The 24977-nt window shown below is 64.8% G+C and carries 26 protein-coding genes; 11 read left to right on the top strand and 15 right to left on the bottom strand.

Features of this window, described 5'->3' with window-relative positions:
- Positions 1 to 84 precede the first annotated feature (84 nt).
- Complete coding sequence (locus tag E0702_RS13300; RefSeq protein ID WP_132044633.1) at positions 85 to 1113, bottom strand: Fe(3+) ABC transporter substrate-binding protein; 1029 nt, start codon at positions 1111 to 1113, stop codon at positions 85 to 87.
- Positions 1114 to 1337: 224 nt separating this feature from the next.
- On the opposite strand from E0702_RS13300, the gene E0702_RS13295 reads away from it, so the two are divergent.
- Positions 1338 to 2525, top strand: coding sequence for an ABC transporter ATP-binding protein (locus E0702_RS13295; RefSeq protein ID WP_240721750.1), 1188 nt, complete (start codon positions 1338 to 1340; stop codon positions 2523 to 2525).
- On the opposite strand, the gene E0702_RS13290 is transcribed toward E0702_RS13295, so the two are convergent.
- From E0702_RS13290 to dctP, 4 genes are all read right to left on the bottom strand, one after another.
- A complete protein-coding gene (locus E0702_RS13290) occupies positions 2439 to 4124 on the bottom strand; it encodes an ABC transporter permease (protein ID WP_132044615.1) in 1686 nt (561 codons plus the stop codon). The two genes, E0702_RS13295 and E0702_RS13290, sit on opposite strands and share 87 nt — an antisense overlap.
- 157 nt (positions 4125 to 4281) lie before the next feature.
- On the bottom strand, positions 4282 to 5610 hold the full coding sequence (locus E0702_RS13285; protein ID WP_132044613.1) for a TRAP transporter large permease: 1329 nt from the start codon (positions 5608 to 5610) through the stop codon (positions 4282 to 4284).
- Positions 5607 to 6110 (bottom strand): TRAP transporter small permease subunit, encoded by a 504-nt coding sequence (locus tag E0702_RS13280; RefSeq protein ID WP_132044611.1) that lies wholly within the window; start codon positions 6108 to 6110, stop codon positions 5607 to 5609. Before E0702_RS13280 ends, E0702_RS13285 begins: the two co-directional genes overlap by 4 nt.
- A 91-nt stretch (positions 6111 to 6201) precedes the next feature.
- A complete protein-coding gene (gene dctP, locus E0702_RS13275) occupies positions 6202 to 7311 on the bottom strand; it encodes a TRAP transporter substrate-binding protein DctP (RefSeq protein ID WP_132044609.1) in 1110 nt (369 codons plus the stop codon).
- Positions 7312 to 7670: 359 nt separating this feature from the next.
- On the opposite strand from dctP, the gene E0702_RS13270 reads away from it, so the two are divergent.
- A complete protein-coding gene (locus E0702_RS13270; protein WP_132044607.1) occupies positions 7671 to 9854 on the top strand; it encodes a tRNA(Met) cytidine acetyltransferase TmcA in 2184 nt (727 codons plus the stop codon).
- Positions 9855 to 9888: 34 nt separating this feature from the next.
- Complete coding sequence (locus tag E0702_RS13265; protein ID WP_132044605.1) at positions 9889 to 11349, top strand: aminoacyl-histidine dipeptidase; 1461 nt, start codon at positions 9889 to 9891, stop codon at positions 11347 to 11349.
- Positions 11350 to 11454: 105 nt separating this feature from the next.
- Here E0702_RS13265 and E0702_RS13260 read toward each other — a convergent pair whose 3' ends face one another.
- Entirely contained in the window at positions 11455 to 11928 is a 474-nt protein-coding gene (locus tag E0702_RS13260; RefSeq protein WP_132044603.1) for a Dps family protein, read from the bottom strand.
- 254 nt (positions 11929 to 12182) lie between these two features.
- Here E0702_RS13260 and E0702_RS13255 point away from each other — a divergent pair, with 254 nt between their 5' ends.
- The gene (locus tag E0702_RS13255) at positions 12183 to 12722 is read left to right on the top strand and encodes a hypothetical protein (protein WP_132044601.1); all 540 of its coding nucleotides are present in this window, start codon (positions 12183 to 12185) and stop codon (positions 12720 to 12722) included.
- A complete protein-coding gene (locus tag E0702_RS13250) occupies positions 12719 to 13087 on the top strand; it encodes a hypothetical protein (RefSeq protein WP_132044599.1) in 369 nt (122 codons plus the stop codon). The genes E0702_RS13255 and E0702_RS13250 overlap by 4 nt, the downstream gene beginning before the upstream one ends.
- Before the next feature lie 2 nt (positions 13088 to 13089).
- Here the strand turns inward: E0702_RS13250 and E0702_RS13245 are convergent, their stop codons facing one another.
- Positions 13090 to 13533, bottom strand: coding sequence for an HIT family protein (locus E0702_RS13245; RefSeq protein WP_132044597.1), 444 nt, complete (start codon positions 13531 to 13533; stop codon positions 13090 to 13092).
- A gap of 126 nt (positions 13534 to 13659) precedes the next feature.
- Between E0702_RS13245 and E0702_RS13240 the strand changes: the two genes are divergently transcribed.
- The 3 genes from E0702_RS13240 to E0702_RS13230 all read left to right on the top strand — a co-directional run bounded on the left by E0702_RS13240 (position 13660) and on the right by E0702_RS13230 (position 15059).
- A complete protein-coding gene (locus tag E0702_RS13240; protein ID WP_132044595.1) occupies positions 13660 to 14406 on the top strand; it encodes a sulfite exporter TauE/SafE family protein in 747 nt (248 codons plus the stop codon).
- Between the two features lie 80 nt (positions 14407 to 14486).
- A complete protein-coding gene (locus E0702_RS13235; RefSeq protein ID WP_374708600.1) occupies positions 14487 to 14603 on the top strand; it encodes an entericidin A/B family lipoprotein in 117 nt (38 codons plus the stop codon).
- 195 nt (positions 14604 to 14798) lie between these two features.
- Complete coding sequence (locus E0702_RS13230; RefSeq protein ID WP_132044591.1) at positions 14799 to 15059, top strand: I78 family peptidase inhibitor; 261 nt, start codon at positions 14799 to 14801, stop codon at positions 15057 to 15059.
- Here the strand turns inward: E0702_RS13230 and E0702_RS13225 are convergent.
- The 4 genes from E0702_RS13225 to E0702_RS13210 form a co-directional block, all read right to left on the bottom strand.
- Positions 15056 to 15583: an acyl-CoA thioesterase gene (locus tag E0702_RS13225; RefSeq protein WP_132044589.1), complete on the bottom strand. Its 528-nt coding sequence runs from the start codon at positions 15581 to 15583 to the stop codon at positions 15056 to 15058. The two genes, E0702_RS13230 and E0702_RS13225, sit on opposite strands and share 4 nt — an antisense overlap.
- Positions 15584 to 15651: 68 nt before the next feature.
- Positions 15652 to 16962: a short-chain fatty acid transporter gene (locus tag E0702_RS13220; protein ID WP_132044587.1), complete on the bottom strand. Its 1311-nt coding sequence runs from the start codon at positions 16960 to 16962 to the stop codon at positions 15652 to 15654.
- Between the two features lie 172 nt (positions 16963 to 17134).
- Complete coding sequence (locus E0702_RS13215; RefSeq protein ID WP_240721749.1) at positions 17135 to 18499, bottom strand: MATE family efflux transporter; 1365 nt, start codon at positions 18497 to 18499, stop codon at positions 17135 to 17137.
- A gap of 108 nt (positions 18500 to 18607) precedes the next feature.
- Positions 18608 to 19222, bottom strand: coding sequence for an outer membrane beta-barrel protein (locus E0702_RS13210; RefSeq protein ID WP_132044583.1), 615 nt, complete (start codon positions 19220 to 19222; stop codon positions 18608 to 18610).
- A 214-nt stretch (positions 19223 to 19436) separates the two neighbouring features.
- Here E0702_RS13210 and E0702_RS13205 point away from each other — a divergent pair, with 214 nt between their 5' ends.
- The gene (locus E0702_RS13205) at positions 19437 to 19751 is read left to right on the top strand and encodes a hypothetical protein (protein WP_132044581.1); all 315 of its coding nucleotides are present in this window, start codon (positions 19437 to 19439) and stop codon (positions 19749 to 19751) included.
- A 95-nt stretch (positions 19752 to 19846) separates the two neighbouring features.
- On the opposite strand, the gene E0702_RS13200 is transcribed toward E0702_RS13205, so the two are convergent.
- The 3 genes from E0702_RS13200 to E0702_RS13190 form a co-directional block, all read right to left on the bottom strand.
- Positions 19847 to 20095, bottom strand: coding sequence for a YfhL family 4Fe-4S dicluster ferredoxin (locus tag E0702_RS13200; protein ID WP_132044579.1), 249 nt, complete (start codon positions 20093 to 20095; stop codon positions 19847 to 19849).
- A gap of 68 nt (positions 20096 to 20163) precedes the next feature.
- Complete coding sequence (gene coaD / locus E0702_RS13195; protein WP_132044577.1) at positions 20164 to 20643, bottom strand: pantetheine-phosphate adenylyltransferase; 480 nt, start codon at positions 20641 to 20643, stop codon at positions 20164 to 20166.
- 5 nt (positions 20644 to 20648) lie between these two features.
- A complete protein-coding gene (locus E0702_RS13190) occupies positions 20649 to 22529 on the bottom strand; it encodes a beta-ketoacyl synthase (RefSeq protein ID WP_132044629.1) in 1881 nt (626 codons plus the stop codon).
- Positions 22530 to 22974: 445 nt separating this feature from the next.
- Here E0702_RS13190 and E0702_RS13185 point away from each other — a divergent pair, with 445 nt between their 5' ends.
- Positions 22975 to 23169, top strand: a complete 195-nt coding sequence (locus tag E0702_RS13185; RefSeq protein ID WP_132044575.1) for a hypothetical protein — start codon at positions 22975 to 22977, stop codon at positions 23167 to 23169.
- A gap of 158 nt (positions 23170 to 23327) precedes the next feature.
- Here E0702_RS13185 and E0702_RS13180 read toward each other — a convergent pair whose 3' ends face one another.
- Positions 23328 to 24167 (bottom strand): Tim44 domain-containing protein, encoded by an 840-nt coding sequence (locus E0702_RS13180; RefSeq protein ID WP_240721747.1) that lies wholly within the window; start codon positions 24165 to 24167, stop codon positions 23328 to 23330.
- A 134-nt stretch (positions 24168 to 24301) separates the two neighbouring features.
- Here E0702_RS13180 and E0702_RS13175 point away from each other — a divergent pair, with 134 nt between their 5' ends.
- Entirely contained in the window at positions 24302 to 24877 is a 576-nt protein-coding gene (locus E0702_RS13175) for an isochorismatase family protein (protein ID WP_132044573.1), read from the top strand.
- Positions 24878 to 24977 lie beyond the last annotated feature (100 nt).

The raw sequence follows: 24977 nt of genomic DNA, 5'->3' as shown, positions 1-24977 counted from the left end.
TGGTACGGACCCGTATGCCCGGTGGTGTGGGAGGGCGCCGGGGGCAACCCCGGCCCCTACCCGATTTGGCCTGGGCCGGAAGGCTTAGCGCCAGCCGACGCGATCGAAGATCCGAATCGCCTCGGGGTTGTTCTCGCCGAGTTTGCTGATGTTCAGGCTATCCTTCTTGAAGTCGCCCCAGGACTCGAGCACCGGATTTTTCATCGCACCCTCGACCACCGGGAACTCGTAGTTGCCGTTGGCGAAGATCTCCTGGGCGGTATCGGAGGCCAGGAACTCGAGGAAGCGCACGGCATTTTCGCGGTTGGGAGCCCCTTCGACTACGCCAGCGCCGCCCACGTTGACATGAGTGCCGCGGCCGTCTTGGTTGGGGAAGATCACGCCGACACGGCGGGCGACCTCACGATCCGCCTCGTTGTCGGAGTGCAGCAGGCGAACGTAGTAGTAGTGGTTGGCCACCGCCAGGGAGCACTCGCCGCTGGCCACGCCCTTGATCTGGTCGGTGTCGCCCCCTTCGGGGTCGCGTGCCATGTTGGCCACCACGCCCTGGGCCCACTCCTCGGCGCCCTCGGCGCCATGGTGCTCGACCAGTGAGGCGAGCAGCGACTGGTTGTAGATATTGTTCGAGGAGCGGATGCACAGCTGACCCTCGAACTTCGGATCGGCGAGCTCCTCGTAGCTGCCGATCTGGCTCGGGTCGAAGTTCTCGCGGTCATAGAAGATGGCGCGGGCGCGCTGACTGAAGCCGAACCACAGTCCCTCGGGGTGACGCATGGCTTCCGGCAGGCGTTCGTTCAGCACCTCGGAGTCGACGCTCTGGAAGATATCCTCCTGCTCGGCACGCCACAGGCGGCCGGCGTCAACGGTGATCATCACGTCGGCGGGGCTGGCCACGCCCTCGCGGGTGATGCGCTCGATCAGCTGGTCCGAATCGCCCTCCAGCAGGTTCACTTCGATGCCGGTCTCCTCGGTGAAGGCCTCGTAGAGCGCCTCGTCGGAGTCGTAGTGACGTGCCGAGTAGATGTTCAGCTCGTCGGCGGAGACGGCGGTAGCGAAGGCGGAACCGGCCAGCGCGACGGCGATGGGGGCGGCGAGACGAACGTTCTTGATCATCATGACCTCTGGGATATCCGGCAGAGTGGAGATAGTGGAATGATAATACGTTGCATTAATGACCCGCTTATTGAAGCCCCGTACGTCGGCGGCGTCAAGGGGCAGGGCGGCGATTCCTTGCGCTGAAGCAGTGAAATATTGAATGCGAGTCGCTTTCAAACGCATTAGCGCTCGTGATCGGTTATGATGGGGAGATCTCCACCGACACGACGTCGAGGGCCCTAATGAACCTGAATCTGCAACAGCCGCACGCCACTTCCGCTCCGGTACTCTCCATGCAGGGCATTCACCACGCCTTCGGCAAGCACGAGGTGGTGAAGGGCATCGATCTGGATATTCAGCCGGGTGAAGTGGTCTGCCTGCTGGGCCCCTCGGGGTGTGGCAAGACCACCCTGCTGCGCATCGCCGCGGGCCTCGAGAAGCTACAGCACGGTCGCGTGGTCCTGGAGGGCGATGAGGTAGCCCGCCCTGGCGGGCGTCACCTCCCCCCCGAGAAGCGCAGCGTCGGCCTGGCCTTTCAGGACTCCGCGCTCTTTCCCCACCTTTCCGTGCTGGAAAACGTGACCTTCGGGCTCAAGCACTTGCCGACAGGCGAGCGTCGTCGGCGTGCCTTGAGGCTACTCGAGCAGCTGGGGATGGGCGCCCGGGCCGAGGGCTATCCCCACATGCTCTCCGGGGGCCAGCAGCAGCGCGTGGCACTGGCTCGTGCGCTGGCGCCGGAGCCGCACCTGATGCTGCTCGACGAGCCCTTCTCCAGCCTCGATGCGCGGCTTCGCGACCAGATTCGCGATGACACCCTGCACGTGCTCAAGGAGGTCGGGGCCGCCACCCTGCTGGTGACTCACGACCCGGAAGAGGCGATGTTCATGGCCGACCGCATCGCCCTGATGCGTGATGGCCATATCGTTCAGGTCGGTACGCCACGCGAGCTCTACTGCAACCCCAGCGACCCCTTCGTGGTGACCTTCTTCGGTGAGGTGAACGAACTCTCCGGGGTGGTTCGCGACGGCAAGGTGCTGACACCGGTGGGCATCGTGGATGCCGGCTGGCTGGCCGAGGGCAGTGAGGTACGCGTGCTGGTGCGACCGGAGGCGTTGCAGGTGGCGAGGCTGGATGTGCCGGCCGAAGCGCACAGCCACAGCCATATCGTCATGGCCAAGTTGCTGGGGCGCAGCAGCCTGCTGCATATCTGTGCCCACGACTCCGACGGCGATGAAGCCCATATCCATGCGCGGGTGCCAGGGGTCTTCCTGCCCGCCGAGGGCCAGCCCGTGACACTGCGGCTGGACCCCTCTCAGGTATTTGTCTTTCCCTCGCGCTCCTCGTCACTTTCCGCCGCCGGGGCGCGAGCGGCGCATGGCGAGGCTGAGCAGGATCACCGGGACTATGCCTACCACCACGATGGCCAGTGAGGCCGTCGAGGCCTCGGCGAGACGCTCGTCTGCCGCCAGGTTGTGAGCGCGTACCGCCAGGGTATCGAAGTTGAAGGGGCGCAGGATGATGGTCGCCGGTAGCTCCTTCATCACATCCACGAAGACCAGGATGCAGGCCGCCAGCAGGCTGCCGCGCATGATCGGAGTGTGCACCCGCTTCAGTGTGCCGGTGGCGGTCTGGCCCAGGGTGCGAGAGGCGGCATCCATGCTCGGTGTCACCTTGCCCAGGCTGGCCTCCACGGCGTTGAACGAAACCGCCAGGAAGCGCACCACGTAGGCGTAGATCAGGATAAACGCCGAACCGCTGAAGATCAGTCCGATAACCTCGCCACCGCGCGACAGCAGCCAGGTATTGAGGGTGTTGTCCAGCCAGGCGAAGGGGATCAGGATGCCTACCGCGACCACCGACCCCGGAATCGCATAGCCCATGGCCGAGATACGCGTGGCGGTTCGGGTCAGTCGAGTATTGTTGAGGCGCACCCCGTAGCTGAGCACTACCGCCAGGGTGACCGCCACCAGTGCGGCGATCGAGGCCAGCAGCAGACTGTTGCGGGCGTAGCCGATAAAGCTCTTGCCGAAGAGCGAGTCACCCTGCTGGATGGCCAGCTCGGCGAGGATGCCGCTGGGGATCAGGAAGCCGCCCAGGATCGGCAGCAGGCAGGCCAGGAAGGCGCCTGCCGAGGCCCAGCCGCCGAGGTGGAACTCCGGCAGCTGTTGATAGCGGCTGGAGGTGTGGAAGTAGCGCCGCTTGCCCCGCGACCAGCGCTCCAGCAGCACCAGGGCGATCACGAAGGTCAGCAGGCAGGCGGCGAGCTGGGCGGCGGCGGCCTGCTCGCCGAGGCCGAACCAGGTGCGGTAGATGCCGGTGGTGAAGGTGTCCACGCCGAAGTACTGCACCGCGCCGAACTCGTTCAGCGTTTCCATCAGGGCTAGTGATACGCCGCCCACCAGTGCCGGACGCGAGAGCGGAATCGCCACGCTCCAGAACAGCTGCCAGGGGCCGCGGCCCAGGGTGCGACCCACATCCAGCATGCACACCGACTGCTCCATGAAGGAGGCGCGTGCGAGCATGTAGACGTAGGGGTAGAGCACCAGGCTGATCAGCGCTGCCGCCCCGCCCAGCGAGCGCACCTCGGGGAACCAGTAGTCCCCGAAGCCCCACCCGAACAGGTCGCGCAGCCACCCCTGCAAGGGGCCCGAGAACTGCAGGAAGTCGGTATAGGCGTAGGCGATCACATAGGTCGGCACGGCCAGCGGCAGCAGCAGCGCCCACTCGAACAGCCGTCGCCCCGGGAAGCGGCACATCACCACCAGCCAGGCGGTACCGGTACCGATCACCAGGGTGCCGATGCCCACCGTGATGACCAGGAACAGGGTGTTGGCCAGGTAGCGAGGCAGCACCGTACCGGCCAGGTGCTGCCAGACGCCACCGGTGGGTACCAGGATGTGCGCCAGTACCGCCAGCACCGGCAGTGCCACGACCAGCGCGACCCCGAGCAGCAGGGCGGTCCATGGAGTGAATGAGGGGATCAGTCGGCGTGAGAGAGTGGGCAGGTCGCCGCTGGCAGGTCGAGACAAGGGAGGCTCCTTGCGGGCGCAGGATGGTAAATGCGAGACATTGACGCCGGCAAATAGTATCAGTTGCGCTTGTCTGCTGCAGCCAGCATCGGTTGACCACCGTCAAACGACGACGCCCGCCGTCGGCTGACGGCGGGCGTCGTTACGCGTTCATGGGTCAGTAGCCGAGTAGCATCGATGGCAGACCGGTGATAAGGGCCGGGAAGAAGGCCATCAGCACACAGGCCAGCACGATCAGCGCCACGAAGGGAATGACCGCCTTGTAGAGATCGACGATCTCCACCCCGGGGGGCGCCACTCCCTTCAGGTAGAAGAGTGCATAGCCGAACGGCGGGGTCAGGAAGGAGGTCTGCAGCACCACGGCCACCATCACCACGAACCACAGCATATCCACGCCCAGGCTGTCGACGATGGGCAGCATGATCGGGAAGCTGAGCAGCACGATGCCGGTCCAGTCCAGGAACATGCCCAGCAGGAATACCAGGAACAGCATCAGTATCAGGGCCCCGATGGTGCCGCCGGGCATCGCCGTCACCACGTTATGGATGACATCCATGCCGCCACCGATGGAGAACACGCCGGTGAAGGCGGTCGCCCCCACCACCACCAGCATCACCATGGTGGTGGTCTTGCTGGCCTCGATCAGGGTGCGATAGCAGGTCGACGCCTTGCGATCGCCGAAGATCAGGAACAGCAGGAAGGCGATGGCCACGCCGATGGCCGAGGCCTCGGTGGCCGTGGCGATACCCAGGAACAGCGAGCCCAGCACACCGAGAATCAGCGACATGGGCGGCAGCACATACTTGCCGAGCATGATCAGCAGCTGGCCGGTCGAGGTCTCGGCGCGCTCCTCGGCGGGCACGGCTGGGCCATAGCTGGGCTTGATAAAGCAGATGATCAGTACGTAGAGGGCATACATCACGCCCAGCATCACCCCCGGTACCAGGGCGCCGGCGAACAGCGCACCCACCGAGACCGGCGAGTAGCTGGCCATCAGGATCAGCATGATGCTGGGGGGAATCAGGATGCCCAGGCAGCCGCTGGCCATGATCACCCCGGCGCTGAGCTCCTTGTTGTAGGAGTACTTGAGCATCGGGACCAGGGCGATCATGCCCATCACCGCGATGGAGGCGCCGACGATGCCGGTGGTGGCGGCCAGCAGTACCGAGACGATGACCACGGTCAGGGCCAGGCCACCACGCAGGTTGGCGAGCAGCAGGCGCATGGTGTCGAACATCTTCTCGGTGACGCCGGAGTCATTGAGAAAGCGCGCCATCAGCACGAACAGGGGAATGGCGACCAGGACATAGTTGTCCATGGAGTTGCCATAGATGTTGTTGATCAGAATGCCCAGCGTATTGGCCCCGGGGCCGAGCCAGGCGCCTAGCACGGCGACGCCGCCAAGCACGAAGGCCAGCGGGTGGCCCATGAACAGGCCGATCAGCAGGCCGCTGAACATGAAGAGAGTGAGCATCTCGGGGCTCATGCGGCACCCTCCTTGCGTAGTTCACCGCAGGCGCGGATCACGATGGCGATGGCCTGCAGCAGCAGGAGCAGGGCGGCCACGACGATCACGCCCTTCACCGGATAGACCGGGATGGACATCATGCCGTAGGTGGTTTCTCCGCGGCTGAAGGAGCGCTCGAAGAAGGCCCAGCCGAAGGTAAGCAGCATCCAGATGAAGGGCACGAAGAAGAGCAGGTAGCCGAGCAGTTCGAGGGCGGCCTGCTTGCGGCGGGTGAGCAGGCGCTTGAGCACGTCGACCTCGACGTGGGCGTGATGGCGCAGGCCGTAGGCCGCCATCAGCATGAAGTGGGCGCCGAACAGCATCTTGGTAACATCGAAGGCCCAGTCGCTGGGGCGGCCGATGAAGAAGCGTGCGGCAATGTCATAGATCACGATCAGCGTGATCACGGCAAGGAGTGGGGCGATCAGGCGTCCGAACCCCTCGTTGAGGGCATCGATGGCCCTGGCAATGGTGTTCATGGTGAGGCTCTCGGAGTCGGGCTAATCAAGCGAACACAGGATGTCAAGCGACCGCATAGGGCCGGGCCCCGCAGGACCCGGCCCGGTCCGCTTACTGGTTCATGCAGCTCTCGAGCTCCTCGAGGGACGGCAGGTTGTCCATGCTACGGCTCATGTTGAAGGGCACGGTCACGTCACGCCAGTTGGCGTAATGATCCAGGTAGCTGACCATGGAGTGGTAGACCTTGGCGTGCATCGGATCCTCGCAGGCGCCCTGCAGGATCACCTCGTTGGTGATCTCCTGGATGCGAGCCAGGTCCTCTTCGGGCAGCTGGTTGATCGTCATGCCCTCGTCCTTGAACTTGACCGTCGCCTCGGTAGACTGCCGCTCGGACCAGGCCAGTGACCAGGTCATGGTGGCCTCCGCGGCGATCTTCAGCTTCTCCTGGGTCTCCTCGGAGAGGGCGTCCCACGCCTCCTTGTTGATCATCACGCCGAAAACGCTGGCGGACTGGTGCCAGCCCGGAGTGGACCAGTAGTCGGCCACCTCACCGAAGCCGGCCTTGTAGTCGACCCCCGGGGTGGAGAATTCGCCGGCGTCGATCACGCCGCGCTCGATGGCCTGGTAGACCTCGCCGCCGGCCAGGGTGACCTGGGAGCCGCCGAGCTTCTCCAGGACGCGGCCCTGGTCGCGGCCGGAGAGGCGCAGACGCTTGCCTTCCAGGTCGGCGATGCTCTCGATGGGGGTGCCGCCCATGAAGCCGGATTCGTTGTTGGTGATGCCGTAGGGCAGGTAGACCATGTCATACTCGCCATAGACTTCCTGATACAGCTCGAAGCCGCCCCACTGGTTGATCCAGTTGAGGTAGTCCACGCCGTTGAACAGGCTGGTCGTGGTGGCCAGCGGCGAGAAGGCCGGGCTCAGGCCCGCCCAGTAGCCCGGCCAGTCGGCGGCGGCCTGGATGGCGCCGGTCTGGGTGGCATCGAATACCTCGCTGCCCGGCATCAGGGTGCCACCGGCACGGAAGTTGATGGTGAGCTCGTCACCGGCCAGCTTGTTGACCAGTTCGACCCAGTGGCGGTCCATCTGGATCAGGTCCAGATTATCCGGCCAGGTGGTGGTCATGGTCCACGTTTCCTTGGCCTGGGCGGTGGTGCTCAGCGCGGCCAGGGCCACGCCGGCGGCCAGGCTGGTGAGCGTGAAGGTGCGCAGTGTTTTCATGTTGTTCTCCCTTCGGGACTGGACAGCAGATAGCGCCTCCCGGCGCCATGGACAAGACTTGGGAGCGGTAGCCGGCACAGGGGTGCATCGACGACCCGCCACGACACTTCAAACTAACACCCCATTGGTGTGCAAAACGATCATGGCCTTGCGACGCTGGTGCGGCCCGTGGACTGAGGCCAGGCATCGCTATCCTGACCGCGAAAGGGAATGTCGATGTTTGATAATTCAATACTATCAGATATTTAATAAATGTTTACGTTGACGTCAACGTACCATGATGGGCGGTGGCTAGCGTTGAATGGTGCACTGCCATAAGACCAAAGTGCTAGGTGAGGCAGTGAGGCTGTGGAGGGCCGATGAATAGGGGAGAGAGGGAGCATGACCTGTCGACGCGGGTGCTGCTGGCCCACATCTCACGACTTGCCCGCCGTCGCTGGCGGGGCCTGGTCTGGCTGCAGGGTGCGCCCCAGACCTGCTGTGATGCGGCCGTCGAGTTATGGCGAGCCGGCGCCTGGCACTCCCCGCTCTGGGTGGCGCCGGAGTTACCAGGGCAGGTCGATACGGCGCACTGGTTGGCTCCTGCCCGTGCCCGAACTCGTCTGGGGGGCGAGCATGATCTGCTGGTGATAGACGCCGTTTTCGCTGGGGCGGGCTTCGACCCCGATGCCGTGGCGGCCCTGGTTGGCACCCTGACGGCAGGCGGCCTGCTGGTGCTGATGACCCCGCATGACTGGGGAGGCCGACCCGATGCCGACTATGCACGACTGGCCGAGCACCCCTGGCACCCCGAGGCGCTGGCCAGTCGCTATCTGGCCCGGCTGGCGCGCCTCCTGGCGCGCGCCGACCAGGTGATTCGCTGGCGTGCCGGCGAAACACCTCGGTTGCCTAGGCTTCCCATCCGTCAGGCGCATGTCGAGCTGCCGGTGACCGATGGAGACTGCCTGACCGACGACCAGGCCCAGGCGGTGGCCCGCCTGGCACGGCTGCGCCGCCGTCGTCCGCTGGTGATCACCGCCGACCGTGGGCGCGGCAAGAGCGCGGCCCTGGGCATCGCCTGCGCCCGCTGGCTGGCCACGGGGGAGCAGGAGGTGCTGGTGACCGCGCCGCGCCCGGCGGCGGTGGAGAGCCTCTTCGAACGCCTTGCGGCGCTCTGCCCCCAGGGTGAGCGGCGCGGACATGTCTTCGCTACCGACCAGGGTGAGGTTCGCTTCGTGGCCCCGGATGCCCTTGCCGAGCTGGCCCGACAGGGCCAGGCCGGCGGTGCCGGCCGGCTGCTACTGGTGGATGAGGCGGCGGCGATTCCCGCCGGGTTGCTCGGCGAGTGGCTCGACGCCTTTCCGCGGATCGCCTTTGCTACCACGGTACACGGCTACGAGGGCTCCGGTCGCGGTTTTGCCCTGCGTTTCCGCGAGCGTCTCGAGCGCACTACCCCAGAGTGGCGAGGGTTGCATCTGGCCGAGCCGATCCGTTGGGCGAGTGACGACCCCCTCGAGCCGCTGATCCATCGCCTGTTGATGCTGGATGCCGACCCGCCAGAGCCTCACGATCGAGCAACCGATGGCGTGCGGCGACTGTCGCGGGCCACGCTGGCCGGTGACGAGCCTGGTCTGCGTAGCTTGTTCGGTCTGCTGGTGCAGGCACACTATCGCACCACGCCCAGCGATCTGCGGCTGCTGCTGGACGGCCCGGGCCTCACCGTTGGGGCAATGACAGCCGGTGACGTGCCGCTAGGGGTAGTGATGACCGCAGATGAGGGGGGGTTCGAGGCCGACCTGGCCGAGCGGGTCGCCCGTGGCGAGCGACGCCCTCGTGGCCATCTTATGGCCCAGTCCCTGGCTGCCCATGTGGGGTCCCGGGAGGCGCTTACCGGGCATCTGCGGCGGGTGGTGCGCATCGCCGTGGCACCCCAGCGCCGTCGCGAGGGGCTGGGGAAGCGGCTGATCGAGGCGGAGCTGGAGCGAGCGCGTGATGATGGCTGCGATCTGTTGGGGGCGAGCTTCGGCGCCGAACCGGCGCTGATGGCCTTCTGGCAGCGGCAGGGGTTTCATGCTCTGCGCCTCGGGCTGACCCGCGAGACCGCCACGGGTGAACACGCCCTGATGGTGGCTCGAGCCACCAGCAAGCGCGGTGAGGCGCTGATGGGCTCGCTCGTCGCGCGCTTTCAACGCGCCCTGCCTGGCCTGCTGGCCTTCGAGCTGCGTGATCTGGCGCCGCCAGTGGCCGCCGCTCTGCTGGCGGAGGGGTGTGGGGTGAATCTTGCAGATGACGACCGCCGCGATGCAGAGGACGTCGCCGCCGGTCACCGCGAGCCGGCGCTGGCCCGTCCGGCGCTGCAGGCCCTGGTTCGTCTCGCTCTGTCCCGTGGCATCTCCTTCGCCGATCCCGAGCTGCTGCTGCTGGTGACCTGGGGCTTTCAGGGGCTGAGCGGCGATGCCCTGGCCAGGCATCTCGGTGTATCGGGCCGGCGGCAGGCCACCGCTCGGCTGCGCCAGGCGGTGGCGATGCTTCTGTCCTTCTCTTCCCCTTCCGCAATGGGCTGAGTAAGGTAGGCCGGTTACTCAGGAAGGGATCACCATGAACGAACATCTCGATCGGCTCTCGCCGCAGCCGCTCTGGCGCCATTTCCGCACCCTTTGCGAGACTCCGCGCCCCTCCGGCCACGAGGCCGCCCTGGCGGCTCGCCTCGAAGCCTGGGCCGACGCACAGGGGCTCGCGCATGAGCGCGATGCCTTCGGGAATCTGCTGATTCGCAAGCCGGCCTCCCCCGGTCACGAGCAGGCTCCCGGCGTGATCTTCCAAGGCCACCTGGATATGGTTCCCCAGGCCAACAGCGACCATCCACACGACTTTACCCGTGATCCCATCGAGACCTATCTCGACGATGAAGGCTGGCTGCGGGCACGCAATACTACTCTGGGGGCCGACAACGGCCTCGGCGTGGCCGCCGCCCTGGCCATCCTCGAGGATGACGAGCTCATCCACGGCCCGCTGGAAGCGATTTTTACCCTGGAGGAGGAGTCCGGCATGGGCGGGGCGCTTAACCTCGCCGAAGGGTGGCTGCAAGGACATTACCTGCTCAACCTCGACTCCGAGGATCGCGGCGAGGTGTTTATCGGCTGCGCCGGAGGCACCGATGTGGTGGTCGAGGCGCAATTGCCTACTGCGGCGCTGGCCGACGATGAGGTGACGCTCCGCCTGTCGCTGACCGGGCTGCGCGGCGGTCACTCCGGGATCGATATCGACAAGGGGCGGGGCAACGCCAATCGACTGCTGGTGCGGGTGATGCGAGTCCTGGAGCGTCTCGATGCACGGCTGACGAGCTACCAGGGGGGTACCCTGCGCAACGCACTGCCACGCGAGGCCTTTGCGATCCTGGCGTTGCCCGAAGAGGAGCTCGAGGCCGCCAAGGCTGAGGTGGCGGAACTGCAGGCCACCCTGCGCAAGGAGTTTGCCGGTGTCGATGATGCATTGTCGCTGAGCCTCGAGTCAGTCGAGATGCCCGCCGATGAGCCGCTTACCGGTCAGGCGACGCATCTACTGCTGGCCGCCCTGCACGCCGCTCCCTGTGGCGTCGAGCGCATGAGTCAGGAGGTGCCGGGCGTGGTGGAGACCTCCAACAACCTGGGGGTCGTGAGCCTAGCGGCGGGGCGGTTCCATCTCGGCGCCCTGGTGCGCTCGCTGCATGACAGCGCGGCCCAGGACCTGGCCGATCGCCTGCGTGCCGTGTTCGAGCTGACCGGGGCCAAGGTGCGCCTCGAGAATGGCTATCCGGGGTGGACACCCCAGCCAGGCAGCGAGCTGCTGACGCGCTTTCAGCGTGTGCACCATGAACAGCTGGGCAGCGAGCCGGCGGTCAAGGTCATCCATGCCGGGCTCGAGTGTGGCATCCTGGGCGGCAAGTATCCCGCGCTTGAGATGATCTCCTTCGGTCCGCTGATTCGCGGTGCCCATTCGCCGGATGAGCGCGTCGAGGTCGCCTCGGTGGAGGAGTTCTGGACGCTGCTGCGCGCCCTGGTGGAGGATCTGACGCGCTGACAGGTGCGTGGTCCGAGGTAATCGTGCCAGACACCACAACGCCGTGCCTCGGGCCCGGCGTTGTGGTGACATGACCCGTGATGCCTGATCGGGTCGGGTCCGGAGTCAGGCCAGGTAGCTGGCCAGCATCCACACGGTCTTCTCCTGCTCGCGGATATAGTCGCCGGCTTGGGCGGCGGTGCCCTCGTCGTCGGCATCCGAGGCCAGGGAGAGGATCTCGCGCTGCAACTCGATCAGTACCTGATAGCCCGCCAGCACGCCCTCGACGCAGGCCTTGCCGTCCGAGACGTTCTTGTCCTCGGTGATGCGCGAGACCTCCATATAGTCGCTGTAGGCATGCAGCGGCTGGTGGCCCAGGGTAAGCACGCGCTCGGCGACCTCGTCGATCTTGGTCAGCAGGTCGGTATAGAGCTCCTCGAACTTCTCGTGGAGCTGGAAGAACTGCGGCCCCTTCACGTTCCAGTGGTAGCCGCGCACGTTCATGTAGAAGACCTGGTAGTTGGCCAGCAGCTCGTTGAGCTTCTCGGCGAGTTGGCTGGCGCTGGCCTCATGTAGGCCGATGCGGTTGGTATCGCTCATGTAATGCCTCCTTGGTGGTGTTGGTTTCCATGATCCATGTATCGCCCGCTGGCGGACAGTGAATCCTGACCATGGGCATCATAGCCATGTTGCATGACATCTTGGCGGTGGGGGCTGACTTCAAGGGGGCTGCGTCATCCTGGCGCGACGGGCGACGGGCGACGGGCTCGGATGCCGCCGTCGTGCAATATTCCCTCGTCACGGCCGCCTGCCTACACTGAAGTCGTCAGTCGTCCAATCACGGGAGAGAAATCATGCGTCCCTGGCCGTTGCTTGTCCTGCTGGTGCTGGTCGGTTGCCAGACCGTTCCCGCCACGTTGCCGGTGGCGGAGCCGACCCCCGCGGCGGCCTGCCTCTGGTCAGACGAGGGTGTGTCGGTCACCGAGACGCTGCGCCGGGCGGTGGTTGCCTTGGAGAATGATGGCTTTTTGATCCGCCATACCGCGACCGCTCCGGCATTGGTAAGCGCCGAGCGTACCCGCATCCTGCCCGGCTACGGCGACCGCCATGGTGACTGGGAGCGTCGTGGTGTGTTCGGCGGTATCGGCCTGGGTGGTGGTCGTGGTGGTTTCGGTGGAGGGGTGATGATCGGCTTCGGTGGAGTAGGCAGCCTGACCCGCGATGCCACCGAGCTGGAGCGTGTCTCGCTGCTGGTCAGTGACGGAGAGGTGCGGGTCAGTCGCGATCTTCAGGTCATCGACTGGCGAGGTGAGCTCGTGGAGTCGCGAAGCGCCAGCAGCGAGGCATTCTGTGGTGGCTTGCGCCGTTCCATGGGCACAGGAGATGAGCCATGAGTCGTCTGCCTGGCATGATACTGGTGGTGGGGCTGCTGGCTGGTTGTGCGACCCCTTTATCATCGGTGCCGCCGATGACACTTTCCTCACAGGCCTCCTCCTCCTGTGCCCTGGAGGCCACCGCCGAGGCACTGATGGTGCGCGGCTATGTGGTGCGCCATGCCGATGCGTCGGTGGGGCGCCTGGAGGCGGTGTTCTCGCGCTGGCCGGGCTACCGAGTGCTGGTGACGCTCGAGCCGCCTGGCACCGATGGCCGCCTTGCCTTGACGGCCCTCCGTGGCGGACGCCCCATGCCCTCCGCCACCCTGGAACGGCTGGTGTCGGATATTGCTGCACGCCTCGTCGACTGCGAGGCCAGGCAATAGTCTCAGGAGGCCTGCGACTCCTCGGGTTGCAGGTCGAGCCCCTCGAGCATGGCCAGCACCCTGTCACGCATGGCGGCCAGGGTGTCGAGGTCATAGGGCAACGCCTCTCCCTGCCCCCACACAGGCCCTGGCCAGAGACCGTCATCCGTGCGGCGCAGCACCAGATGCACATGCAGTTGTTCCACCACATTGCCGAGGCTCGCCACATTGAGCTTGTCGGCTTCCATCAGGGCCTTGAAGGCCTGGCCGATGCGGCTCGTCTCACGCCATAGCTGCCGCTGCTGCGCCTCGCTCAGCTCGAAGACCTCGCTGACGCCATGCCGGCGTGGGATCAGCAGCAACCAGGGAAAACGGCTGTCGTTCATCAGGCGCAGCTGGCAAAGCGGCAGCTCGGTGATCGGGTAGCTGTCTTCAACCAGGCGGGGGTCTGGCTCGAAATGATCCATCAGGGCTCTCCGGCGTAATCAGCGAGTGGTATCGACTGTCCGGCATCATGCCATATAACCGTAGGGAGTTTTCCCCGTTTGCTCGGGCGGATAAGCTGTGCGGCTCTTTCCTGAAAGGACTCTTCCATGACCTTGTTCGAAGCGCTGGCCCTGCTGCTGGTAGGTGCATTGGCCGGCTTTATCAACGTGCTCTCTGCGGGGGGCTCCATGCTCACCCTGCCGCTGTTGATGTTCCTGGGTCTGCCGCCTCAGGAGGCCAACGGTACCAATCGTGTCTCCATTGCCCTGCAGAGCGTGTCGGCGGTATACAACTTCTTCCGTGCCGGGGCACGCCATCTGGGGCTCTCGCTGCGCCTCTCCGTGCCGGCGGTGGTGGGTTCGCTGGTCGGGGCCTGGTTGGCTCTGCTCACCGGTGATGCTCTGTTCGAGGCGATTCTGATCGTGGTGATGGCGGGCTCGGCGCTGTTGATGCTGTTGCCACAGCCGCGCCTGGATACCCGGCCGCTGACCCCCGAGCGGCTGACGCCGGCGGTCTACCTGGCGATGTTTGTCATCGGCCTCTATGGCGGCTTTATCCAGGTGGGGGTAGGAATTCTCTTTATCGTGGTGCTCTATCGCATGCTCAAGATCGACCTGGCCCAGGTCAACGTCTTCAAGGTGTTGATCGTACTGGTCTACACCCTGCCGGCACTGGCCATCTTTGTGGTCAATGATCAGGTGCGCTGGAGCCATGGGCTGGTGCTGGCGGTGGGCAGCATGTCGGGCGCCTGGCTGGCGGTAAGGGTCAATGTCAGTCCGCGTGGCGCCTTTGTGGTCAAGTGGCTAACGGTGGCCGTGATCGCGGCGATTATCCTCAGGCTGCTGCTGGGATAAGGCGAAGCTCGCCGTGAGCTGCTAAATTACGGGTGCAACATTTTCAACGCACAAGGAGGTCGATCATGAGGCGTACTCTGATGATGCTGGTGGCGGCACTGTTCGCCGTTTCGCTTCTCTCCGGCTGTAACACCATTCGCGGTGCCGGCCAGGATATCGAGCAGGGTGGAGAGGCCGTTCAGGACGCCGCTTCCTGAACAGAGCCCCGGGGGGCGGCTAGTCTGCTACGGCACTCTGAGCCGAGCCATGGTGAGTCAACTGCCGGATCGGCTAGTCCGTTCCGGCACTTTCTTTGGTATGGATCAAGTTTGGATTGGATCAAGGAAGCCCAGATGATTGTAACGAGGTTGTCGCCGCTACTCTTAGGCCTTCTTCTGGTGGGCTGCAGTGGCATGAGTTCGGCGCCGGAGCCCGAACCAGCTCCGCTGCCGCCTCGCGTGGAAAGCGGCGGGGAGTGTGGTGCCCAGCGCGTTCAGGACCGTATCGGTCGTACCTACAGCGTATCCCTCGGCAAGGCGATTCATGCCGAGAGTGAAGCATCGGCCATTCGGGTGATTCGCCCCGGTACGGCGGTGACTCTCGATCATCGGCCAGATCGTCTCAATGTCCACCTGGACGAAACGGACATCATCCTCAGCCTGGACTGTGGCTAGTCGTCATCTTCTCTGGCGCCGTGCTCGGCCTGGGTACGGCGCTGCTCCTCTTCGGCCTGCTTGCGAAGCTTCTTGCGCAGGGCCGCCTTCTCGAAACGTAGCTTCTGCACCTTCGTGTCAAGCGCCAGTGGAGGCACCGGCGCCGGCTTGCCATCGCCATCCACCGCCACCATGGTCAGGTAGCAGCTGTTGGTGTGGCGGATCAGCTTGTTCTGGATATCCTCGGCCACCACCTTGACGCCGATCTCCATGGAGGAGCGGCCCACATGGTTGACGCAGGCCAGGAAGGTCACCAGCTCCCCCACATGGATCGGCTGCTTGAACAGCACCTGGTCCACCGAGAGGGTAACCACATAGTGGCCCGAGTAGCGGCTGGCGCAGGCGTAGGCCACCTCGTCTAGCTTCTTGAGGATGGCGCCGCCATGCACCTTGCCGCTGAAGTTGGCCATGTCGGGGGTCATCAACACGGTCATCGACAGCTCGTGTTGGCCGGGCAGGGCGCCGGACAGATCGTTGTCGTCCATTGGAACTCCTTGTGTTATCCACAGCCGGACGCCCCGCCCGCCTGGGGACAGGGCGCCTTGCTGGAGGGTCAGAACCAGGTCAGGCCGATGGAGATCAGCACCCCGGTGATCAGCAGCTGGATCAGGCAGAAGCCCATGATGTCCTTGGCCTTGAGCCCGGCGATGCCGAGTACCGGCAGGGCCCAGAAGGGCTGCAGCAGGTTGGTCCAGGCATCACCCCAGGCCACGGCCATGGCCATCCGGGGAATATCCACCCCCAGTGCCTGGGCGGCCGGAATCATCACCGGTGCCTGCACGGCCCACTGACCGCCGCCGGAGGGCACGAAGAGGTTGACGATGCCGGCACTGATAAAGGTCCAGACCGGCAGGGTGGTGTCGGTGGCAAAGGAGACCAGCGCCTCGGACATGCTGGTTGCCAGACCGGACTGCACCATGATCGCCATGATCCCCGCGTAGAACGGGAACTGGATGACGATGCCGGCCCCACCCTTGATCGCCTCCTGGAGACTCTCCAGCAGGCTGCGCGGGGTGCGATGCAGCACGATGGCCAGGAACAGGAACATGAAGTTGACCACGTTCAGGTTGAGGCCGCCGCCGCGCAGGAAGAAGTGATCGGCCAGGAAGATCAGCCCCGGGATGCCCACCAGCCAGGCCAGCACCACGCTGTTCTCCATGCGCTCGGCGGGGCGGGTGATACGCACCTGGTGTGCTTCATCATCCCCGAGCAGCTTGGGGTCGACGAACACGCTGTCCTTTTCGTCGGGCAGCATCATGCGGTTGACCAGCGGTACCGCGATAAACAGCATCACCACGATGGCCAGGTTGAAGAAGGAGAAGATGGTCGAGCCGGTGCCGATCACGCCGATCTGGTCGGCGCTGAAGTGGCCGTCGGTGGCCACGGTCAGCGGTACCGAGCCGGCCAGACCGCCGTGCCAGACGATAAAGCCGGAGTAGGCGCTAGCCACCAGCAGGCGGTAGTCGACCCGCACCAGGCGCGCCAGTTCCTTGGCGAACAGCGCCCCCACCACCAGGCCGAAGCCCCAGTTGATCCAGCTGGCGACCAGCGATACATAGGTGACCAGCAGGATGGCGCCACCGGGGCCCTTGGCCAGAGCGGCGAGTCGTTGCAGTAGCTTTTTCACCGGGGGAGAGCTGGCCAGCATGAAGCCGGTCACCAGCACCAGCAGCATCTGCATCGAGAAGGTCAGCAGGTTCCAGAAGCCGTCCCCCCACATGCGCATCACCGCGAGTGGCGTCTGGCGTTCCACGGCAATGGCCGCCACGGCGGCGATGATGGTCAACAGCAGCACGAAGATATAGGGGTCGGGCAGGTAGCGTTCGACCAGCTTGACCGCCGGTCTGGAGAGGGCCTTGAGCATGGCGTTCCCTTACTGTTTTGAGTGTTATTGGTGTTTCATGGCATAAAGTAGCGCAGCATCAGTATCTTGCGCTATCCCTCGCTGACGGTCCAGGCGGCCCGCACCGCCCGCGCCAACCCGCAGATTGGGGCCGGTGTCCGCGTGACGCATCGCCATGAATCGATATGAGACGCTATGAGGCGTCGTGGCTGGCATCGCGCCAGTCGCTGCGGCGCCGTTGACAGTAATAGGCGATCAGCGTCGCCGAACGCGTCAGCATGAACAGCGTGAAGGCGAGCCACAGGCCGTGGTTGATGAGCGCCTCGGGAAGCAGGGCCTGGCCCAACCACCAGGCGGGCAGATAGACGGCGAGCCCGGCAAAGATGCTGTTGCGCATCTCGCGAATCGCCGTGGCACCGATAAAGACGCCGTCCAGCAGGTAGCCCCATACCGCGATCAGCGGCATGGCGACCATCCACGGCAGGTAGGTGGAGGCGGTCTCTCGCACCTCGGGCAGGCCGGTAAGCAGGGCGATCAGCGCCTCGCCCCCCAGGGCGAAAGCCAGGGCGGCGGTACCGGCCGTCAGCAGCGAGAACCAGGCGGCACTCCGCACCGACTGGGCGAATTCCGTCCAGCGCCTTGCCCCCACCGAGCGTCCGGTCAGCGCCTCGGCGGCGTGGGCGAAGCCATCCAGGGCGTAGCTGGTGAGCATGATGAACTGCAGCAGCACGGCATTGGCGGCGAGCACGGTATCGCCTTGGGCCGCCCCTCGCGAGGTAAAGAAGGCCATCACGAAGAGCAGCCCCAAGGTACGCACGAAGAGATTGGCATTGACCGAGAAGAGCTCGCCATAGGCTGAAACGGCCAGGAGCCGATGGCGAAGGAAGCGGCCCGACAGCCATCTGAGCTGTCGCGAGACCAGCCACAGGCCGAAGGTCAGGGCGGTATAGTCGGCGATCACCGTGGCCCAGGCCACGCCATCGCTGGTCATGCCGAGGCCGATGACAAAGAGCAGGTCGAGGAGGATATTGACCCCGTTGGTGAGCACCAGGATCGCCAGGGTCACTCGCGAGTTCTGCTGTCCCAGGAACCAGCCCAGGATGGCGTAGTTGGCGAGTACCGCCGGCGCCGAGAGGATTCGTATCTCGGCATACTCGGCGGCCAGTGCCGTGGCGACGTCACTGCCATCGAGGAGCCACAGTCCCAGCCTGATCAGCGGGTGTGAGAACATGATCAATGCCGCACCGATGCCCGCCGCGATCAGCAGCGATTGCCCCAGCAGGTTACGTACATCCGTGTCGTTCTCGCGCCCTACCGCCTGGGAGGTGAGCCCCGTGGTACCCATGCGCAGGAAGCCAAAGCCCCAGTACAGGAAGCTGAACAGGGTAGCGCCCAGGGTGACCGCCGCCAGGTAGCGCGAGTCCGGCAGATGGCCGACCACGGCGGTATCCACCAGCCCCAGCAGCGGCACGGTGATATTGGAGAGGATGATCGGCCAGGCCAGCGCCAGAATGCGCCGGCGCGCGGCCCCGGGTGACGAGGACTCCGAACGGCTCACAGGGGGCTCCCGAGATTGACGAGCCGGGCAGCATGGCCGGCGGCGGGGCATAACGCAACCGCCCCGCACAAGGGCGGGGCGGCGGTGGCAATAAAGGGCGATTATCGTTTAGAAGCGGTAGCCGATGCTGGCGGAGATCAGGTCGATCTCGAAGTCTTCGCCATCTTCGCTGATATCGTAGCGTTCGAACTCGGCGCGCATCAGGATGCGCTCGGCTTCATATTCAGCGCCGATGCCGTAATAGGGATCGGAGCCGTCTTCGCTGGCGGATTCACGATAAACGTCTCCGCCGATGGTGGCATCCAAGTCCACGTCAGCATCCCATGCGACCATGCCGAGCTTGCCGAAGACACTGAAACCATTCTGGATGGGCAGTTTTCCAACCAAAGCAGCAGTAAAGCCTTCCATTCCAAGCTTCAGGCGGGCACTGTCAGTACCATCCGCTCCACTAGCTTTGAAGTCACCAAAGTCTACGTAGCCCGCTTCAACAGCGAAGTTGGGGTTGAACTGATAGCCTACAAACAGTTTATAGCCGGTATCGCTGTCATCGGTGCTCGCGCCAACATCCCCGAGCCAGTCGAGGGTGTCATTATCCAGTTTCGAGTACCCCAGGCCCGCACCAATATACGGTCCCTCATTAGGGTTGTACTGATAGCTCTGTGCGAAGGCGGGGCTGGCAACCAGGGTGGCCAGTGCGGCGGTGGCGATAAGACGCTTCATCATGCTCTCCTTTGCATGGTGATCGGAGCAGGCGGGGCCTGTCCTGGGGTGGGCAAGCGGCGAAAGCCGCCTATCCTGATGTAAGATCCCGTGAGAGGATGTAACCTTAGCGATTCTAAGACCTCATGATGACTAACACCATACTCGATTCGCTACAGGCGAGCGCCGGGTGGTGACGACGCAGCATAGATGGCAGGGAGCACGGGGAGTGCAAGCGATGAGCAAGCGGATCATGATCTTCTTTACACTGGCGCTGGTGGCGCTGGTGGCAACCTCTCCGGCGGTCGCCCAGGAGCAGCGCGTGGGGGTTCAGCCGAGTGGCGGGGCGATGATTGCCGATGCGGTAATCGCACGACCGCTGCTGGCGGCGGCCACGGTGGGCGGTACCGCCGTGTTTCTGGTGACACTGCCCTTTACCGCCCTGGGTGGCGGGGTGGACAGCGCGGCCGAGACGCTGATCAAGACCCCGGCCGAGGCGGCCTTTCGCCGTTGCCTCGGGTGCACGGTCAGCAAGCGGGCCGACGAGCTATAGCCAAAGATGATGGTCCCACACAACGCGAAACGCCCCGCACTTGGCGGGGCGTTTCGTGATGCAGAGTCGTCCTTGCTTGCCAGGCTTGCCAATCATCAGGCCGCGGTGATGCGCTCATATTTGGCCATCAATTCCTCGCGGCTCTCCTCGCGCTCCGGGTCCAGGGGAATACAGTCCACCGGGCACACCTGCTGGCACTGGGGCTCGTCATAGTGACCGACACACTCGGTGCACAGCGCCGGGTCGATGATATAGATCTCTTCGCCTGGCGAGATGGCCCCGTTGGGGCATTCCGGCTCGCAGACGTCGCAGTTGATGCACTCATCGGTGATCATCAGGGCCATGGGGTACCTCACGGAAGTCGCTGGCCGCGGTCATCGGGATCTGCTCGGCACAATCCCGAGCCTTGTGGTCAGGTATTGTAATGGCTCTTCAGCCTCGCGGCGACCTCGGGATGCACATGCTGCGAGACATCGCCGCCCAGCTTGGCAATTTCGCGCACCAGGGTGGAGGAGATATAGGAGTTCTCCACCGCCGGGGTCAGGAAGACGGTCTCCAGCTCCGGCATCTGGGCGCGATTCATGTTGGCCAGCTGCAGCTCGTACTCGAAATCCGAGACCGCGCGCAGCCCCCGCAGCAGCACGCGTGCCTGCTGCTGCTTCATGAACTCGGTCATCAGACCCGAGAATCCGGTCACCTCGACGTTGTCCAGCCCAGAGACCACCTCTCGGGCCAGGGCGATTCGTGTATCGAGATCCAGCGCCGGGCCCTTGCCGGGACTGGTGGCGATGGCCACCACCACCTTGTCGAACAGCCGGGATGCGCGTTCGATCAGATCGAAGTGGCCGTTGGTGATGGGATCGAAGGTGCCGGGGTAGACCGCGATATTCATTGCCGTCACTCCTCGAGTTTACCGAAGGGGTTGTTGACCGCCAGGGAGACCGGACGGGCGTAGCCGGGGATATGGATCTCGGCGTCGCTGATCGAGAGCTCGGGGCCTTCCAGCACGCCCTCGCCGAAACGGTAGCGAGGGGAGAAGAGCCCCCGGTCGGCCTGCTGACGGTAAGCGGCGGCGGCCTCGCGAGTCGCCTCGCGGCGAACCTGCCAGGCGGCCACGGCGGCCTCGCCGTGACGCTGCACCAGCAGGCGTTCGGTAACGTCCGGGGAGAGCAGCACGCCGGTAGCGTTGTTGCCGCCGAACCCCTTGGCATTGATCAGCGCGGCGTCGGCCGCAAATGGCCGCGTCTCCCGGGAGAGTCCCAGGCGCTCGGCATGGACGTCATCGGCCACGGCGTCGAGGTTGGCGATACCCGGTAGCAGGCCGTGGGCGAAGCTGCCCAGAGCACTGGTCAGCTGGTCACCGGCGGCGCTGCCCTGGGAGTGGCCCACATAGGATTTCACCGCGACCACGGGCCAGGCGTCGATGCCATAGGCCTCGGCCACCCGGTCGAGGACGTGGGACTCGGTGACGCGGTTCTTGGGCGTGCTGGTGGCATGGGCGTGGACGAACGAGCGCTGGCGCAGGACCTGCTCACCAAGCATCTCACGCACCAGGGAGGCGGCCTTCCCCAGGGTGATGTAGTTGCCGATGCCGGGGGCGGAGATGGAGCGCTTCCAACCGTCGGCATTGACGAATACCTCCGGCACGCTGCCGAGGAGCTCGGCGCCTACCTCCATGGCCAGAGCGTCGTCCATCAGCATCACGAACTGACTGGATTCGGCGATGGTGAAACCACAGTTGCGGGCGAAGGGGCGGCAGCTTTTCTGGTAATCGGCGTCGGTCAGCAACTCCAGGGCGTCCAGGGCTCGCAGGCTGTCGTCGTCGGCCAGGGCGCCCATGGCACGGAAGCCTTCGATGATCTCGGGGGTGACCGGAGCATCGGCGGTGCCGACCATCACCACCCTGCAGCGCCCTTCACGGATGTCGTTTACGCCCAGGCGCAGGTTATAGAGAAAGCTGGCGCAGGCGCCCATGGCCGCGCCGGTGCTGCCTACGCTACCCAGCACATAGGCGTTCAGGAAATCGGCGGGCATCTGCCCGTAGCCCAGCGGCATCTGTTTGGAGGTGGCTCGCTTGCCGGAGACGAAACTCTTGAGCAGCCCGCCCCAGCCCTCTTCGTCGAGCTGGCCGATGGAGTTGCCGGCGTAGACGGCGATCTCATCGGGATCGAGGCGATCGCGCAGGGTATCCCAGTCGAGCCCGCTGTCTCCCAGGCAGTCGCTGGCGGCGAAGATCGCCATCGAGAGTCCGCGGGGGTGATGCACGCTGCGGTAGAGCTGGCTGGGTTCGAAGCCGCTCGGCAGCTGACCGGCTGAGCGCACCTGGGCGGGGCGGTGCTCGGGCAGCATGACGTCCATTTCGCCGGCGGGCACCGTGACCTCGAGAAGCTTGTGATCGAGTTCGCGTACCTGCCAGGTTGCTGGCAGGTCCTGAGGCAGCTGACGGCGGCGGACGCGGAAGGTGAGGGGGGCTTCCAGCGCCAGACTGGCCTGACGGTTGGCGGGCAGGCCTGGATCATTGAAGCGCGGGTCCTCGATGCGGCGTATCAGGGTATGGTCGAGGACCTGCTGGCGGGTCTGTTCAACGATTGTGGCGGGGTCCAGGGGGCGTCCATCTGCGTCATGCCAGCTGCCGTCTTCCTGGCCGCTGGCCAGGCGCATCATGGCGGCCAGGCCCAGCAGGGTGCGGGTCTGCTCCTCCACGGGCAGGGCGTCGAGCACGGTACGGCGAAACGCCTGGTGGCCCGAGGTTCTGCCGGCAGGGTTCACGCCGCCCATGCCGACGATCACCGGTAAGTGTGACAAGCCGGATTCCTCGTTGTGCTGTTGGTGTCTACGAGTGTGTAATGATGATGGATCATAGCACCCGGCCAGCCGCGGCGTCATGCGGTGGCAGAGAGTGGGACAAGGGTCGACTGGCGAGATCGGTGGTACGCAGGGTGTCGATAAAACGTATGTTTGAAATTGTTTTTTGGCTCGGCTAGCATGTCTCTGCTGTTTGAGTCATACGAGTGCTTACAGGGGCGCCTCTCTGCGGAGGGTGCCCTTTTTTTCGACTTATGATCGACCTGCCCGGCGGTAGGGCGCGACGCCGGCCAGCCCTTGCTCAAGCGTGATCCAAAGTGACACCCTGGGTGGAAGCAGCCCGGCACAAGCGCTAGCTTGTTCTTGATGGATACGGTTGTTTGTCACTTTTTTTCATGTTTCACAGGAGGGAAACATCATGCAGCGCACCATGACACGGAAGCTTTTCCTGGCTCTGCTGGCCGGCCTGCTGGCGCTGGGGCTTGCTGGTTGCGAGGAGGACCAGGGGCCTGCCGAGGAGGCCGGTCAGGAGATTGATCAGGCAGTTGAAGAGGCGGGTGAGGGTGTCGAGGAGATGGGTGACGCCATCGAGGATGCCAGCGAGGGTAATTGACGCCGTGAGCAGCCACGCTTAACAACGACTCTCAACAACTGTGCTCAACCACCATGCTCAACAACTACGATTAACAGCTACGCTTACCATCCATGCGTGAAACAACAGGCCGGGCTGCTGTCAGCCCGGCCTGTTGCGTTTCAGGGGCGGGGAGAGCGTTAGCCGTTCTGCTCGATGCCCTGCACATACCAGGGAGCGCCGTCGCGCAGCTCCCGCACCAGGTGCCAGGTCTCGTTGAACTCGTTGTGCTCGCCATTCTCGTCGAGGATGCCGTGGAAGATCACGCTGGCCTCGGCCTGCTGGCCCACTTCCTGAACCATGCCCAGTTCGGCGAACAGGCGAACGACCTCGGTGCGGTTATTGGCCGGATGCTGCTTGCGCTCCTCGCGCAGCAGGTTGTAGAGCTCCGGGGTGACGTACTCCTGAATGCCACTGAGGTCGTTGTTGTCCCAGGCACGCTGCAGGGTCATGAAGTGTTCCTTGGCACCACCGAGGAAGCGCTCGCGGTCGAACCATTCGGGCTCGCTGGCGAAGGCGCCACCGGCCGGAGCGGCGCTGGCCTGGAAGGACTGGGCGGCGGATTCACGGGGCTCCTGCGAGGCTGGCGAGGGGCCACCTGCCACGGCCGCCCGGCGGCGTGCCAGCAGCCGAAAGAGCAGGAAGGCGATGCCGGCCACCAGCAGGATGTCCATCAGCCGAAGTTCGTCGAAGGCGCCGCCGAAGAACAGCGCGGCGAGCAGGCCACCGGCGAGCAGGCCGCCCAGCATGCCGGGCATTTTCGACCCGGCTCGCCCCTGGGTGGCGCGGGTGCCGGAGGTCTGGTTCTGGGTGGCAGAGGGTTGCTGCTGCACGCTGCGTGATTGAGAGCCGAAGCTCTTGCCGCCGCCGAGGCGACGGGCTTCGGCGTCTTGCATGGCCGGGCCCAGGGTCAGGAGTCCTGCCACCAGCATGATCAGCAGGTGACGTATCAGAGAGGTCTGGCGGAGTGTCGAAGTCATGGCAGTATCGTCATCAGTAGTGGATTAATGGTCGGTGAGTCGTGAATGGTGAGGGGGTGAGTCGAGTTGGTTGATTCTACCGACTATGCTGGTGGGCTCCACTACCATTCCACAATGCCGGGGAGTTGAACACCATGCGCCTGAAACGTGAAGAGAGCCTGTTGCTGGTTGTCGACCTGCAGGCGGGACTGTTGCCGGTGATCGAACATGCCGACCAGGCGGTAAACGAGGCGGTCTGGCTGGGCGGCCTGGCCGCTACCCTCGAGGTGCCGGTATGGGTCACCGAGCAATATCCCGAGGGGTTGGGGGGCAGCGAGCCGCGCCTGCTGGAAGCGCTCCCGGGACATCGGTTATGGCAGAAGCTGACCTTCGATGCCTGTGCTAACCCCGAGTTCATCGCGGCACTCGAGCAGAGCGGCAGGCGTCAGGTGGTGCTGTGCGGCAGCGAGGCGCATATCTGTGTCATGCAGACCGGCCTGGGGCTACTGGCGGCGGGATACGATGTCTACTGGCTCAGCGAGGCCTGCGTCAGTCGGCGCGCCGCGGAGGCACGCCTGGCCCGGGAGCGGCTGGTGCAGGCCGGTGGTGTGGCGGTAAGCGCGGACATGGTGGCCTACGAATGGCTGCAGCGCTGCGACAACGACCGCTTCAAGCAGGCCCACCGCCGCTTCCTCAAGGCGCGCGCCTCGCGGCCGTTGGTGTTTGCATAGGGAGCACAAGAAGGCCTCCCTGCAGAAGTTGCGAGGTCTGGCAACACCACCGGAGCGCCAGGCGGCGCCAGTCGCGAGGCGGAGCCTCCCTCCTACGTTG

The organism is Halomonas marinisediminis, assembly GCF_004347715.1.
Taxonomy (GTDB): domain Bacteria; phylum Pseudomonadota; class Gammaproteobacteria; order Pseudomonadales; family Halomonadaceae; genus Halomonas; species Halomonas icarae.
The sequence above is the reverse complement of the archived record's forward strand: the minus strand, read 5'-3'. Positions and strand labels throughout refer to the sequence as shown.